This window comes from Bacillus spongiae, assembly GCF_037120725.1.
GTDB lineage: Bacteria > Bacillota > Bacilli > Bacillales > Bacillaceae_K > Bacillus_CI > Bacillus_CI spongiae.
Genome location: NZ_JBBAXC010000015.1, coordinates 82,146 through 97,207 on the forward strand (window position 1 = coordinate 82,146; position 15,062 = coordinate 97,207).

At 37.2% G+C, this 15,062-nt stretch carries 16 protein-coding genes and 2 other annotated features (1 of these 18 only partly in view); of the genes, 10 read left to right on the forward strand and 6 right to left on the reverse strand.

From position 1 onward, the window contains the following. Positions 1-242: a binding site (T-box leader), on the forward strand; it begins 11 nt to the left of the window's first position. Positions 243-300: 58 nt separating this feature from the next. Next, positions 301-543 (forward strand) — a binding site (T-box leader). A 63-nt stretch (positions 544-606) separates the two neighbouring features. The 7 genes from trpE to trpA are packed head-to-tail and all read left to right on the forward strand — an operon-like array spanning position 607 to position 6,981. Continuing rightward, positions 607-2,004 (forward strand): anthranilate synthase component I, encoded by a 1,398-nt coding sequence (gene trpE / locus WAK64_RS16905; RefSeq protein ID WP_336588174.1) that lies wholly within the window; start codon positions 607-609, stop codon positions 2,002-2,004. After that, on the forward strand, positions 2,001-2,609 hold the full coding sequence (locus WAK64_RS16910) for an anthranilate synthase component II (protein ID WP_336588175.1): 609 nt from the start codon (positions 2,001-2,003) through the stop codon (positions 2,607-2,609). The genes trpE and WAK64_RS16910 overlap by 4 nt, the downstream gene beginning before the upstream one ends. Next, positions 2,584-3,612: an anthranilate phosphoribosyltransferase gene (trpD, locus tag WAK64_RS16915; protein ID WP_336588176.1), complete on the forward strand. Its 1,029-nt coding sequence runs from the start codon at positions 2,584-2,586 to the stop codon at positions 3,610-3,612. Before WAK64_RS16910 ends, trpD begins: the two co-directional genes overlap by 26 nt. Continuing rightward, complete coding sequence (gene trpC, locus WAK64_RS16920) at positions 3,609-4,394, forward strand: indole-3-glycerol phosphate synthase TrpC (RefSeq protein ID WP_336588177.1); 786 nt, start codon at positions 3,609-3,611, stop codon at positions 4,392-4,394. The genes trpD and trpC overlap by 4 nt, the downstream gene beginning before the upstream one ends. Then, a complete protein-coding gene (locus WAK64_RS16925) occupies positions 4,391-5,038 on the forward strand; it encodes a phosphoribosylanthranilate isomerase (protein ID WP_336588178.1) in 648 nt (215 codons plus the stop codon). The genes trpC and WAK64_RS16925 overlap by 4 nt, the downstream gene beginning before the upstream one ends. Beyond that, positions 5,013-6,218, forward strand: coding sequence for a tryptophan synthase subunit beta (trpB, locus tag WAK64_RS16930; RefSeq protein ID WP_336588179.1), 1,206 nt, complete (start codon positions 5,013-5,015; stop codon positions 6,216-6,218). Before WAK64_RS16925 ends, trpB begins: the two co-directional genes overlap by 26 nt. Beyond that, positions 6,211-6,981, forward strand: coding sequence for a tryptophan synthase subunit alpha (gene trpA / locus WAK64_RS16935; protein WP_336588180.1), 771 nt, complete (start codon positions 6,211-6,213; stop codon positions 6,979-6,981). The genes trpB and trpA overlap by 8 nt, the downstream gene beginning before the upstream one ends. A gap of 547 nt (positions 6,982-7,528) precedes the next feature. On the opposite strand, the gene WAK64_RS16940 is transcribed toward trpA, so the two are convergent. Both WAK64_RS16940 and WAK64_RS16945 read right to left on the reverse strand, forming a co-directional pair. After that, positions 7,529-8,005, reverse strand: coding sequence for a DUF4367 domain-containing protein (locus WAK64_RS16940; protein ID WP_336588181.1), 477 nt, complete (start codon positions 8,003-8,005; stop codon positions 7,529-7,531). A 411-nt stretch (positions 8,006-8,416) separates the two neighbouring features. Beyond that, positions 8,417-9,703: a LysM peptidoglycan-binding domain-containing protein gene (locus tag WAK64_RS16945; protein WP_336588182.1), complete on the reverse strand. Its 1,287-nt coding sequence runs from the start codon at positions 9,701-9,703 to the stop codon at positions 8,417-8,419. A 267-nt stretch (positions 9,704-9,970) separates the two neighbouring features. Here WAK64_RS16945 and WAK64_RS16950 point away from each other — a divergent pair, with 267 nt between their 5' ends. Then, a complete protein-coding gene (locus WAK64_RS16950; RefSeq protein WP_336588183.1) occupies positions 9,971-10,786 on the forward strand; it encodes a D-alanyl-D-alanine carboxypeptidase family protein in 816 nt (271 codons plus the stop codon). Positions 10,787-11,170: 384 nt separating this feature from the next. On the opposite strand, the gene WAK64_RS16955 is transcribed toward WAK64_RS16950, so the two are convergent. Both WAK64_RS16955 and WAK64_RS16960 read right to left on the reverse strand, forming a co-directional pair. Continuing rightward, positions 11,171-11,764, reverse strand: coding sequence for a TetR/AcrR family transcriptional regulator (locus tag WAK64_RS16955; RefSeq protein ID WP_336588184.1), 594 nt, complete (start codon positions 11,762-11,764; stop codon positions 11,171-11,173). Between the two features lie 524 nt (positions 11,765-12,288). Further along, a complete protein-coding gene (locus WAK64_RS16960; RefSeq protein ID WP_336588185.1) occupies positions 12,289-13,143 on the reverse strand; it encodes an SDR family NAD(P)-dependent oxidoreductase in 855 nt (284 codons plus the stop codon). A gap of 234 nt (positions 13,144-13,377) precedes the next feature. Here WAK64_RS16960 and WAK64_RS16965 point away from each other — a divergent pair, with 234 nt between their 5' ends. Further along, positions 13,378-13,506: a hypothetical protein gene (locus WAK64_RS16965; RefSeq protein ID WP_336588186.1), complete on the forward strand. Its 129-nt coding sequence runs from the start codon at positions 13,378-13,380 to the stop codon at positions 13,504-13,506. Positions 13,507-13,714: 208 nt separating this feature from the next. After that, positions 13,715-13,861 carry a DUF3934 domain-containing protein gene (locus WAK64_RS16970; protein ID WP_336588187.1) on the forward strand — a complete coding sequence of 49 codons (147 nt, stop codon included), beginning with the start codon at positions 13,715-13,717 and terminating at the stop codon, positions 13,859-13,861. A gap of 150 nt (positions 13,862-14,011) precedes the next feature. Here the strand turns inward: WAK64_RS16970 and WAK64_RS16975 are convergent, their stop codons facing one another. Then, complete coding sequence (locus tag WAK64_RS16975) at positions 14,012-14,302, reverse strand: DUF1292 domain-containing protein (protein WP_336588188.1); 291 nt, start codon at positions 14,300-14,302, stop codon at positions 14,012-14,014. 55 nt (positions 14,303-14,357) lie between these two features. Continuing rightward, positions 14,358-14,822 carry an ABC transporter permease gene (locus WAK64_RS22480; RefSeq protein ID WP_419465963.1) on the reverse strand — a complete coding sequence of 155 codons (465 nt, stop codon included), beginning with the start codon at positions 14,820-14,822 and terminating at the stop codon, positions 14,358-14,360. Positions 14,823-15,062: the final 240 nt, after the last annotated feature.

A 15,062-nucleotide genomic window follows, 5' to 3' on the forward strand; every position in this document is an offset into this window, starting at 1 on the left:
GATGAAGAGTAGTAACTTTTTTTGAAGCTTAAGAGAGCTGGTGGTTGGTGCGAACCAGTGTGGAGAAGAAAGTGAATGGACTTCGGAGCTTCCAAACCGAAACAATTGGAGTAGGCTTTGGCGAATGTCTCATCGTTACAAGAGACTGGTATTAACGGCAATTCGCCCTGATACCGATGGAGTTGATCAAATGAATGTTTGATCATAAAAAAAGGTGGCACCACGGGTTCCTCATCCTTTAGGATGGGGACCCTTTTTGTGTTTTTTAAAAGAAAATGACACGTTACCTAAACTGAATAAAGTAAATTGTTGAGTAAGAGTAGTATATTCCATGGACGCGTTACAGAGAACTAAGTATAGCTGAGAGCTTAGTACGATACATGGAATGGAATGGACTTACGAGAGGCTTTTTGAACAAGAGTAGGAAGGCCCGGAATTCCACCGTTAAAAGGATAGGGTATCGGATGATTTGTCCCGTACCTAAAAGAGGGAGTATATACATACTCCAATGAGAGGTGGCACCGCGGTCTATTCGTCCTCCATAAGCACATTTGTGTTTATGGAGGATTTTTTATATATATTCGAACGTAAATAGGAGGAAATACAATGACACAACCAACAGACATGATACAGTATGATTTGATCGAGCTAGCAGGCGATTTATATACTCCAATTCAATTATTCCAAAAAATTACCGGTGAACAAAAATTTATTTTAGAGAGCTCCGCTAAACATGAAGAGAGTGGTAGATATTCCTTTATTGGGCGAAATCCTTATGGAGAAGTGAAGGGAGTAGGGCCTGAATCAGAAATTACGATAAACAATAAACGAGTTGAAAAAACAGGCAGTCTTCTTAGAACTTTATTTGAAACGATAAAAAAATGCGAGAATATCTCGTTACCCTTTCCTTTTATTGGAGGAGGAGTTGGCTATGTTGCGTACGATGTTATCCGTCAAACGGAAAAAATTGGGGGTGTGCCTCAAGATCAATTAGGAATGCCAGATGTACATTTCTTGCTTTATGACCAGTTAATCATTTTTGATCACCTAGAAGAGAAGGTTTTCTTGCTTGCGTTAGATTTAGAGAATTCCTATTCACTACAAGACTTAAAGAAACGAAATGAATTGCTAAAACGGGAAGTTCAACAAAATACGATTCCGGAAAACGTTCAAGCTGATACTAAAAAACTTTCTTTCGTCTCTAATATTGAAAAAGAAAAGTTTCTAGAGAATGTTGAAATAGCGAAAAATCATATACGTGCAGGTGACATTTTTCAAGTGGTATTATCACAACGCCTAGAAGCTGACTTTACAGGAGATCCATTTTCTTATTATCGAAGTTTACGGAAAGAAAATCCTTCTCCATACATGTATTACCTTGACCTTCGTGACTATGTTGTGATAGGAACGTCACCAGAAAGCTTTATTAAAGCAAATGGCGAGGACCTTGTTTCGAATCCCATTGCAGGAACACGGAAAAGAGGAAAGACGGTAACAGAAGATAAAGCGTTAGAAATGGAATTAAAAACAAATGAAAAAGAGTTAGCAGAACATAATATGCTTGTTGACCTTTCTCGAAATGATTTAGGAAGAGTGAGCAAAATAGGTAGCGTTGTGGTTTCGGAGTATCAAAAGATTGAACGATATAAACACGTGATGCACCTCGTTTCAGAAGTAATAAGTAAGCGAAAAGAAGACGTGGATAATGTTGAGGTAATTGAAGCGTGCTTGCCAGCTGGAACGGTTTCAGGGGCACCAAAAATAAGAGCGATGCAAATTATAAATGAGTTAGAAGGCACAAAGAGAGGACTTTATTCAGGAGCGGTTGGTTACATTAGTGCAACTGGAGACCTTGACCTCGCTTTAGCGATTCGCACAATGATTGTAAAAGACGAGAAAGCTTATGTACAAGCAGGCGCAGGTGTCGTGTATGATTCCGATCCTGAAATGGAATATGAAGAAACGATGAAAAAAGCGAGAGCGTTATTGGAGGTAAAAGCATGATTTTATTAGTAGATAATTACGATTCGTTTACGTATAACTTATATCAGTATTTAAGTGAACTTGGTGAAGACGTTCTTGTGAAACGAAATGATGAAGTAACAATTCAAGAAGTGAAAGAAATGGACCCAACGGCTATCGTCCTTTCTCCTGGTCCAGGTACACCGGATGATGCAGGAATTTGTGAAGAGTTGGTGCAGGAATTTTATCAGCAAAAGCCTATTTTAGGTATTTGTTTAGGACACCAAGTAATTGGGAAGGTGTTTGGAGCGAAGGTAGAGCAAGCGACAACCATTCGCCACGGAAAGCCATCTCCAATCCAACACAACGGAAGTGGGTTGTTTAGTTATTTACCGTCACCACTTCAAGTCATGAGGTATCATTCATTAGCCGTCAGATCTTTTCATAACAGTAGTCCATTAGTAGTCACAGCAAAGGCGATGGATGACGGGGAAATCATGGCGATTCAGCACAATCACTATCCCGTTTTCGGATTACAATTTCATCCAGAATCGATAGGAACAGCATCTGGTAAAAAACTTTTAGCAAATTTCTTACAAGAAATTACAAAGGAGAGTCACGATGAAACAGTATATACACAAGCTTAGTCAACGACAATCGCTTTCTTTTGATGAAATGAAAGAAGCTGCCGCTCAACTACTTAGTGACTCTGTTAAGGAAACGGAAATTGCAGCCTTCTTACTTGCTCTGCGGACAAAAGGGGAAACGGCGGAAGAAATTGCGGCCCTCGTATCGGTGTTAAAAGAAAATGCACAAACCTTCTCTGTTGCCGAAAACGATATTATTGATGTTTGTGGAACGGGTGGAGACGGAGTAGGAAGCTTTAACATTAGTACAACAACAGCCTTCGTGCTTGCAGGGGCTGGATTGACAGTAGCAAAACATGGAAACCGTAGTATCTCGAGTTCATCTGGAAGTTCCGATGTTTTAGAAGAACTAGGGATTCATATGGGGATGACAATGAAGGAATCTGAAGAGCTCCTTCAACAAACTGGACTAACTTTTTTGTTTGCTCCGACAGTTCATTCGAAACTGAAGAAGATTATGAAGGTTAGAAAGGAACTAAGAGTGCCAACGATCTTTAATGTCATTGGTCCGTTAACGAATCCACTTCCAATTTCGTATCAATTAATGGGTGTTTATCAACAAGAATATATGCCTCGAATTGCAGAGGTAATGGCGAGTAACGATCAAAAACGCTCCATAATTGTTCATGGTGCAGCGGGAATGGATGAAGCCTCTCCTTTAGGGACGAATAAATGTTTATTAGTAGAAAATAAGCAAATAAAACCATTTGATCTTCATCCAGAGGAGGTCGGCTTACCACTATATAGTCTTCAAGACATTAAAGGTGGAAGTCCACAAGAAAATGCAGAAATTCTTTTAAATGTTCTAAAAGGAAAAGAAGGCGCCCATTTAGATACGGTATTACTTAACGCAGGGCTAGCGATGTTCACCGCCAATAAGGTAGAAAGCATTGCTGAAGGCGTTAAAGTCGCAAGGGAAAGTGTTACATCAGGCTCCGCACTAAATAAATTAAGAGAAATTCAAAAAATAACTCAAAATAAAAAGCAGGGGGTGACAGTATGACGTCCATTTTAAAAGAAATTATCGCTAAAAAGAAGGAAGAGGTTGTAACGCATAAAGAGCAGTCCTTTTCCACTAGTGAATCGATGAAACAGCGTCGTTTTCAAGCGAATCTAATCGACAAAAAAGAAATCGCGATAATTGCAGAGATTAAAAGAGCTTCTCCTTCAAAAGGGGATATTAAAATGACGGTTGATCCTGTCTCTCAAGCGAAAATGTATGAAAGAGCTGGTGCTGACGCGATTTCTGTTTTGACGGATGAAGCATTTTTTAAAGGAAGTATAGAAGATCTAAAAGCGGTAAGAAAAGCCGTTAACCTTCCTCTTTTATGTAAAGATTTTATCATCGACCCTGTTCAAATTGATCGCGCCAAAGAAGCGGGTGCGAATATTATCCTGTTGATTGTTGCAGCTTTAACGACAGACGAGTTAACCTCACTTTATCACTATTGCCTGCAGCAAGACCTTGAGGTGTTAGTGGAAGTACATGATGAACAGGAACTTACGACCGCTTTGCAGCTAGGTGCAACGCTCATAGGGATTAATAATCGTGATTTGAACACGTTTACGGTTGATCTAGCGGTTTCGGAGCAGTTATCTAATCTCGTCCATTCAAAGGATATTACGGTAATTAGTGAAAGTGGTATCAAAACACGTTTAGATGTAGAGCGACTAACGAACTCAAATGTAGGAGGAATACTAGTCGGTGAAACGTTGATGAAAAGCGAAAATATCGACGAAACGATGCAGCAGTTAAAGGTAATGAAACGAGGTGAGCGAGTGTGACAGTGAAAATTTGCGGAATTACTTCTCCAATAGATGCTCAAAACGCGATTGAAGCAGGGGCTGATATGATTGGGTTCGTCTTTGCTAAAAGTCGAAGAAAGGTATCCGTAAAGGAAGCAGAAAACATTGTAAAGACACTTGACCACAATGTGAAAACAGTAGGAGTATTCGTAGATGCTCCGCTTGATGAAGTTCTTGAGACAGCCCGGACGGTCGGACTCGATATGATTCAGTTACACGGAAAAGAGAACGCAGAATATATAAAGCAGATTCCTTACCCGATTATAAAAGCGATAAGTGTAACTGAAACAACAGACCTAGGTGAGATTCAACAGTACGACAGTGACTATCTATTGTTCGACGGAGCCAAGGCGGGAAGTGGAGAAACATTTGAATGGGATTTATTAGAAACATTTAAGCGGAACCAGCAGAAAGTAATGTTGGCAGGTGGATTAACCTCGGAAAATGTAGCAGAAGCAATTATGAGAGTTAAACCAGAAATGGTTGATGTTTCCTCAGGTGTTGAAGTGAACGGGAAGAAGAATCAAGATAAAATGAAAGCTTTTGTAAAAGAGGCTCAAAAAGCTTTTGCAAAGCTTAAGGATAAGGAGAATCAAAATGAACAATTACGAACAGCCAACTAAAAAAGGTCATTTCGGTCCTTACGGGGGACGATACGTTCCAGAAACGTTAATGAAAGCGGTCATAGAGCTAGAAGAAGAGTATACTCAAGCAATCCAAGAAGAAGAGTTTCAGCAGGAGCTTTCCTACTATTTGAAGCAATATATTGGGAGAGAAAACCCATTGTATTTTGCGGAAAATCTAACGAAGAAGATTGGTGGAGCAAAGATTTATTTAAAGCGTGAAGATTTGAACCACACTGGAGCCCACAAAATAAATAACACGATTGGTCAAGCGCTACTTGCTAAGCGAATGGGCAAGAAAAAAATAGTGGCTGAAACTGGGGCTGGACAGCACGGAGTTGCAACTGCGACAGTATGTGCTCTATTCGATTTGGAATGCGTCATTTTTATGGGGGAGGAAGATGTCCGCCGCCAACAATTAAATGTTTTTCGTATGGAGCTTCTTGGCGCGAAAGTCGTACCTGTTAAACAAGGAAAGGGTACGTTGAAGGATGCCGTCAATGAAGCCTTACGTTATTGGGTGACACATGTTATGGACACTCATTACATTATGGGATCTGTACTAGGACCTCACCCATTCCCACAAATCGTCCGTGATTTTCAAAGCGTCATTGGGAAAGAAACGAAAGAACAAATTCTTGAACAGGAAAACCGTTTGCCGGACTTAGTGGTAGCTTGTGTAGGTGGAGGAAGTAATGCAATGGGAATGTTCTACCCATTTATCGACGATCATTCCGTTCAGATAGTTGGAGTTGAAGCTGGAGGAGCGGGAGTAGAAACGGAAGAGCACGCTGCTTCGTTAACAAGGGGGAGAAAAGGAATTCTTCACGGTGCTTTAATGTATGTCCTTCAAGACGAACAAGGTCAAATTGAAGAGGCACATTCCGTTTCAGCTGGTTTAGATTATCCAGGAGTAGGACCTGAACATAGTTATTTAAAGGATATTGGCAGAGTAGAGTATACGTCTGTTACAGACGATGAAGCACTAGAAGCGCTAAAACTTTTATGTACGACAGAAGGTATTTTACCAGCTCTTGAAAGCTCTCACGCTGTCTCACAGGCAATCGAAGAGGCAAAGGATAGACCAAAAGAAGACATCATCGTGATTTGTTTATCTGGAAGAGGAGACAAGGACGTTGAAACAATTCGACAAAAATTAGGAGGAGTTTCCTATGAGTAAACTACATCAAACACTGCAACTTGCAAAGGAACGAAAGGAAAAGATTTTTGTTCCTTATATAATGGCGGGAGATGGTGGGTTACACACGTTAGGTGAGAAAATTACTTTTTTAGAGTCAGTTGGAGCGACGGCTATAGAAATAGGAATTCCTTTCTCTGACCCTGTCGCAGATGGTCCAACGATTCAAAAGGCAGGAATGCGGGCACTTAATGAAGGAGTTTCCCTTGAAGATATTTTAGAAGAGCTAAGTACAATTAGGAAAAAAACCAATATTCCTTTCATCATTATGTCTTACATTAATCCGATATTTTCTTATGGAATTGAAAAGTTTCAAGCTAAATGTCATGAAGCTGGTGTATCAGGTGTCATCATACCAGACGTTCCTCTAGAAGAAATGGAGCTTCTAAATTCTATCTATATGGATGAAGAAATTTCTATTATTCAATTAGTTTCCTTGACTACTCCTACAGAACGAGTGAAGAAAATTGCTCAAACTTCCCAAGGGTTTTTATACGCTGTGACGGTTACCGGTATAACGGGTGAGAGAAAAGAATTCTCCGATCAATTGAATTCCTTTTTGGAGCTGTTAAAAGCGAATAGCTCTGTCCCTGTATTAGCTGGTTTCGGAATTTCTTCAAGAGAGCAAATAGAAGAAATGAATGAGTTGTGTGACGGGGTGATTGTAGGAAGTAAGATCGTCCAAAGCTTCCATGAAAATAAACTTCAAGATATTGAACAGTTAACAAAAGTGACTACAAATTAGCAGGTAAAGTGAATTCCTTGTTGTAAATAGCAGGGAATTCTTATTTAGTATTTAAATGACTATTAACTAATTAGCAAAAAAAATCCCTAGAACAAGTCTAGGGAAAAGAAAAAAATGAAAAAGAGAAAAATTGGATATGTACCAACAAGATTAAATTTACCATATTTTTGTATATTAATGGCATAAATATGGTAAAAATTTGTGAAATTTTTATGATTAATTGTAATGATTTTAATCTGCCTACTAAAAATTACCTTTAGAAGTGTATGGTAGATAAAAATACTTTTTTAGAATAAGATTTGGGCAAAACACCTTACTAACCTTAAAAGTACTGATAACATTTGAAAAAAGATTGATCAAAATAGATTCTCTCGTGAAGATTAACTGATAGTTTTTATAAAAAGGTTCGATTATTTGTTGTTCCTCAATCGCTCCCCATTCTTAAATATCCTTAATTTTATTGGCTAGATAATTATATTCGCAGTTCAAAAAAATGCCAATGACTAAATGGAAACTTCTTCTCTATATTAGATTCAAATTGATGTCTTTATTTAAACGATTCAGCTATATTTATTAAATCACCCTTTGTTATTTTCGTTTCCGAAGACTGATGGTGATACTGTAAAATATAATAATAATCTCCATCTTCCCAATGTAATGTACTTGTGTATGCTTCATCACTCATATAAAAACTTTCATTCCCATTAATGTCCACTTTTTCGTAAGTACTGATCTCCTCCCATGTAACCGGTCTATCCCATATCATTAACTCAAAATATTCTCCGTTTTCTCCTGTATAATATACTGGGAATTGCCCTTTAGGTGTCGGAGGTGGAGGAATACTCAGTTCATGTTCTACTATAACAATAGGAAACTTTGTTGGTAGTTTGGGTTGAATCCCTTCTTCCTTTAATTCCTTTTCAAGCTCACCGTTATCATATGTTACTAAATTCACGTCATTGTCACTACCGCACCCAATTAAAAAAAATGGCACAGCGATCAACAAAAAAATAATCTTTTTCATCATGATACCTCCTCTATAAGCTACATATACGAATAATAACGTATAGAAGTTTCACCTTTTTATGTTTAACTCCTAACTTCAACTTTAATATCGCTCGCTGGTGTTAATAATTTTTTATCAAATTTCCTTAATACGTACAATAAGTTAAACCATTAAAAAACCCTGCTAACAGTTCAACAGGATTTATATTTATACATTATTTCAGTAAACAATCTTTAACACAAATTATCGAACCTTGATTTAAAGCTACACTTCTATTTTCTTCATTTTAGTTATTATCCGTACGAATAAAAAAGATTGGATTTTAGAATGTAAATTCAAAATCCAACCTTCCTTGTTCGTACGAGCTTTGTACAAATTGATTCCTTCAATGGACTTTATAGAACACTTTCCACTATAGTCGAGAGAGGTTTAAGCCCTTTTTCTAATATTAAAATTATCAGTTAATAAAAGCCAATTTTGCGGGAAGGATAGACCTAATTTCCAATACATAATTCCACGAACTCCAGTTTGTTTAATTAAATTAAACTTCGCTTGGATGCTTCTAGCATCTTCAAACCATACTTCATGTAGGGCTCCTCCGTCATCAAAATATCGGAAAAACGGTGCTTGTGCCTGATAATCATATTCGATTTGAGCATTCCTTTCGATGGCAATTTCTACCGCTCGTTGAGGACTTACTGCTTTGGCTGGAGCCCCTCCCTCAGGTGGAAACGGAGCACTCCAATCATATCCGTATAAATTCTGTCCCATAAAAATTTTAGATGGGGGCATTACACTTGTCGCATATTCGAGAACGTCTCGTACAGGACCGATAGGACTAATCGCTTGCGGAGCACTTTGCATGTACCCCCATTCATATGTCATGAGTGCCGTAAAATCAAGGATATTTCCTTGAGCCACATAATCATGCGCGCCAAATATACCGGTTGTTGCATTATTTGTTTTTGGCCCAATCGCTGTGGATATCATCAGTCCGGCAGCCTTAAACTGATCTCTAGCCTTACGAAGGAAGTTATTATATAACTCACGATCCTCTGGATTTAATAATTCAAAGTCAAAATGAATATCTTTATAACCAACTTCATTTGCAATCTGAATGAGGTTCCTAAATAACTGGTTTTGAGCAGATTCATCGTTAAACAAAGCATTAGCTAGATCCGCACTAAACTGAAATTCTTCTAGATTACTCACAACAAGCGTGTTAATAACGCCACTTGATGCAGCAATTTCCGGGATGTTAGCAATCGGTGGCGCATCAAGCGATCCATTGCGATTCGCACGATAGCTGAACATGGCGAGAAACGTAAGAGAATCAACGGTATTCGTAACATCATTAATCATCGTTTGACTTACAGGGTCTCTAGGTTCGACATAAATCAATGCATCAATCGTTGGTTTTGGTTGTGGTGGAATATAAAGACGAAGCCCCACTTGAAGAGGGGAAGTAAGTTGTAACCCGTTTATTTGAGCAAGTTCATTTACCGATATACCATACATACGTGCAATGATGTCTAATGATTGACCTGATTGAACCCAATGAAAACGACCGACAATAGGAATGACGAGAGCTTGCCCTATGACAAGACGTGAAGGATCAGAAAGTTCATTTGCTTGTGCGATGGTTTGATAGGAAACACCGTAAGCTTGAGAAATGCCATACAAACTTTGTCCGCCTTGAACAACATGAATTTGCAAAATAACCCCAACCTTTCTTGTGATAACTCACGATTCTATTTTGACCATAAGAATATGGAGCTTGAATTACCTCGGCATATTCTTACATGATTTTTTAGATATAGCTGACTTTTCCCCACCTATATCATGTTTATTGAGGCAGGTGGAAAACTATTCATTGTAAATATGTACTTTGATTTTTTAAGAGGTGAACAGTGTGAATAATTTAGATCGTATCGTTTCATGATAAGAAATGGAAATAAGACCAAGAAAAAAAGGAGTAAAAAAATGAAATATAAAAAGCTTATTTTATGCGTTGTGTGTATGATTCTCTTTTGTGCCATGGTACCGATAAAACCAAAAGCTTCTATTGATGCAAAAGTGTCAGCAGAAGCAGCGATTTTAATGGATCAAAATACTAAAAAGGTTTTATATGATAAAAACATAAATAAAAGAATGAAAATTGCGAGCATTACAAAGATCATGACAGCGATTTTAGCATTAGAAATAGGGGATTTAACAAAGCTCGTAACGATTAGTAATGATGCCGTTGGGGTAGAAGGCTCTTCAATTAATTTGAAACAAGGAGATCAAGTAAAGCTAGAGGATCTTATATACGGTCTCATGCTTAGGTCGGGAAATGACGCTGCTGTCGCCATTGCAGATTACATTGCTGGATCAGAGGAAGAGTTTGTTAAACTGATGAATCGAAAAGCGAGTAGTTTAGGGATGAAGAACACGAACTTTACGAATCCACATGGCTTAGATAACCCGAACCATTACTCTACTGCTTATGATATGGCGTTACTTACACAATACGCGATGCAAAACGCTGAATTCAGGAAGATTTTTAAAACGAAAGAACACCCTATTCCTCCAGAGCTAGTATTAGATACCTCAACGTGGAGGAATAAAAATAAATTACTCTTTGATTATCCATATTCAACAGGTGGAAAAACGGGCTTTACGAGAGCATCTGGTCGTACATTAGTATCCACTGCATCAAAAGATGGAATAGACCTTATCGTCGTTACATTAAATGATCCTGACGATTGGCAAGATCATATGAACTTATTTAATTTAGGGTTTAAAGAAGAAGGCTAAAAATTAGGATTGCTAAATACGTAGTAGTAAAATAAAAGAACTAAACGTAACAGCAGAAATGATTCAATTTGTTTAACGGGATTCTTTTCTTACAATGGCAAAACACCTCTTTGTCTTATACTTTAGTATAATGACAATAGAGGTGTTTGTTTATATAATTTAATCGTAAAGTTAGGGTGCTTTATACCATAGAGCAGGTATCATCGCAAAGCAGCATGTTCCAAAAGGGATAAAAACAAACAGTATTATATAGGTATGTTCTTACTGGGAAGGAAGATCCGTCGAGGGATGACCGTAAGAGAAGAAGTACAATAGAACTTATCCTATGTAACAATCGTTTCGATAAAATAACGGTAAAGCACTACACCAAATTACAGGAAAATATTAAGGTTGGATTCCTTTTGTGAAAATTTGAATAAATGTCTTGATGGCTTCATCTTCTGAAACGGATGTAAATTTATTTTCAAACCGAGAACGGACTAAAAATATCCCTATTAAGCTGGAAATTAAATCATAAGCAATGGCTTCAGAGTCTAATTCACACAGCCTATTTTTGCCTTTCATAATGTCGAAATAATGAATGATGAGATCAAATAGTCCCATCGAAAGCTGATTATCTATTTTTGCCTCATATTCTTTTTCTCTCAGTAAAATCCTAATTAACTCATTGTTATTTAATAAAGTGTCTTGAATGATGAAGACGATTGTTGGTAAATCCTTTTCTAAATCATATGTAGCTTCTGTAACAACAAATTCTTTCATGCGAGGGACGTCAGATTTAATCAACTGTAAACTTTCAATCAATATATTTTCTTTGTTTTTAAAATGTCTAACGACCGTCATTTCAGAAACTTCTGCTTTTTCTGCAATCTGCAACAGTGTCGTCGCTTTAAAGCCCCTTTCAGCTATTAATTTGATTGACACATCTAGTATTTTTTGTCTAGTAAGTTGTTTATTATGCCTTTTTTTATTTGTCATAGAGTTATACCCGCCTTTCTTTTAATAGCTTTATGAATAATATTTTAATAAAAAAAATGGGATTCGTATAGAGAAAGTATGATGATAGATAGGAAAAGGTCAATACGTGTATGGGCTTTATAGAAATATTAGTCAGTGAACAGACAAAGATAATAAAATATAATACCACCTAGAAAAGGAGGGAAGCTTCTGCAAGATAGCCTTCACATTGATGGAAAAGATGATAAAAATAAAGGGAAATTTAGGGTGATATGGAGATAATAAAATCAAACCTGTTGCCGTAAAAAGGCTATCTCCAGAAGACCCTCTCTTTATTCTTTCTGAATGAAAGTAATAAAGAGGGGTGGGGTAGAAAGTCTTACATTCTATGACGTACTAACTTAGATAAAAATTCAATATATGCTTTTTCTTAAGGAGAAATCAACAGTAAGGCTGTCCCAATATAAAAAGTGTATTTGGCAGCTGTTCTACCATTTGCCTATTAACAACATGAAGGGGAAAAAAATCTCCACTACTTATATGCATTATTCTTTAAGATTACAAAGCTCTAAAGAAACATCCAAAAGCTTATTTGCTTTTTGAACATTTACTATGGAACTATTAGTAGTGATTTCTTTTCCTTTTACAAAAAGACGACCAGTTACTGAAGAGAAAGATGAAGAGGTACCGAGTTTATACAATTCGTCAGCTACAAGGCTAGGCTTTTTTGAGATGTTTAATTTGTCCATGATGTTCATTGCAATGCGAAGTGGCATAGGGCTATTCCTGCTAATGTTTGTATTAACAATGCCAGGATTTATTGTGTTGATCGTAATACCTAGATTCTCTAAGTGTTTTGCCATATGAACGGTAAATATTTCGTTTGCTTCTGCAGCACAATCAGTCGCTAAGAGGGGTTTGTAACCCCTTGTTAAATTGATATCATTGAGGTTTAACTTATTCGTAGACCTTCCCGGCGCGCTAGTGATGACAATTCTTGATGGAGTAGCAGCCTTTAATTCATCAAGCAAAAGATGAGTTAATAAATAACGGTGTAAATAGTTCACCGCAAAGGCCGTTTCGATTCCTTCGCTTGATTCGGTATAATGGGATGGTGGGATAGTTCCAGCATTTAAATAAAGTAAACGAAGTGTAGTATGATTCTTCTTAAAAGAACGGGCAAACTCTTTAATGTCCGACATGTTACATAAATCTACCTGATAAAAACGGTGATGACCTTCAGGGTGTATTTGCTTGGCCATTTGCAAAGTAGATTGCCCTTTTGTACGGTCTCTCCCAATAAAACAGACAGTATATCCGCTCTCAGCTAACTTAACTACTAAAGCTTTTCCTATTCCATCCGTGCCACCGGTTACGAGGGCAGTGTTCGTTTCAATCATCGTTTTCCCCCTTACTAATACTTCATTTTCTTATTTAGTTATATTATGAATTATAATGGATGCAAATACTTTATTCATCATTGAAAACGGATGAGTAATTTAAAAGCAGGAAAATAATCCAATGTTCATGAATCCTTATTACATAGTAAAAAATTAGACTTATTCTTAACTAAGTTAGTAGATTATTACTTTCAAGCGCACGAAAGTAGCTGAGTTTAAAAGTGGGGGAATAAAGTGGATTGGTATTGGATTATGGGAGCGTTTGTTCTTGCAGCGGGAGCGTTTATTAACGCAAATGTAGCGGAAAAAAGGTCGAAAAAATTAGAAGATAGAGTCAAAGAATTAGAAGATAAAATTAAATAATGACGCTATGATGAATAGGTTTACAATTTTACTTTAATTTTGGTTGCTAAACTTAGTGTGATTTTACTTATTCTATTCAATACCTAATTGAATAGGGTTTAGGTTAACGATGACACAAATTCGATAAAGCCTACTTTCAAACTAGAGAGGTGTTATGATATACTTGACAACCGATGGATTGTTTTTACTAAGTTAATGGAGTGAACGTATGAGTAAACCAAAGAAAAAAAGCGGAGTTGGTAGTGGAACGGGTAAGAAAGGCTGGAACCGTTGGCAAGCCGCAGCAAATAAAAAGAAAAGTAATAAGCCATATAAGAGCAAGGGTCAAAAGCAAGCTTCAAGCAAAAAGAAATGATGAGAAACCGAGCCCTTCAATTTGTCTAGTTCTCTATACTACTTTCACATATAGGGAATTAGGCTTTCCTCATTTACCTTTCATTTTCTAAGAGCTAATGACCAGGAACAGTGCGAAAAAAACGGCCCCTTTGAAAGGAGCCGACTTTGCTTAGCCTGAGTACGTTTCATTTTCTAGTTCATCTTGATAGGCCATAAAACGAGATTCCACTTCATTCCATTCCTCTTCAGATTCAATTTCTTCATACACGATTGTGCCATCCTCTTCCTCAGAGTAACGGAAGGCTGTGACGGTAGGATCGTCACTTTCCTCATCTAAATCCTTTGTTAAGCCAACGACTAAATAATTTTCGCCCTTCCATTCAAATGTATAAAGGACTTCAAATGATTCTTCTTGACCTTGTTCACCGATTAAGAGCTCTTCACCAATTTCAACAGTCATGTTCATCTCTCCAGTACAATAGAGTTACTTTTTTAGTCTAACCAAATTATTCAAATTATGCTATTTTTTTGTTGTGCTTCAATTTGTTTTTGCTATAAAGGTACACATAACCATAACTAAAGACACTACCTACTAAACAAGTAACAAATGCTGTTAGCAATTCTCCCTTTACTAAAATGAGGATGGATAGCGCTGCTGTCTGGCAATATAATAGCCTTGACAAAAGTTTTTGAAAAGGAAGGATTCTTTCTTCGTGGTTAACCGGGTAAAGGGTCACCCATATCTTATACTGATGATGTTTCCGTAATGGCAGAAGTTGAAAACCTGTTAGGAACCCCGTTATGATGACCAATACAACTTGAGAGTACCCTTGCACGAAAAAATACAAAATAAAGCTGCCAATACATGTTAATCGAATGTATAAACCAAAATAATCTCCACTTCTAATAAATGTTATTGTATATAAATATAGAAAACTATTAGGTTGAGTATAGGGGATGAGAGTAGAAAGCCAATGCAACCACTTTCTCTGTATTTCATCGGTCCATGAGCGTATCGACCAATTTCACTAGATGGTTCAATTTCCGTTAGCTTTTTCCACCCCCTGTGTGCCAGCTCACTAACTCTTCATTCAACCTCAGGCCTAATTCTTCTAATTATGGTACGGATATTGCTCATGGGAGATTCCTCCTTTGTTTTATTAAGTAAATTATAAGACAACCTATCAAGCTTTGAAGGAGCTGTACTCCCAGTATTCGAT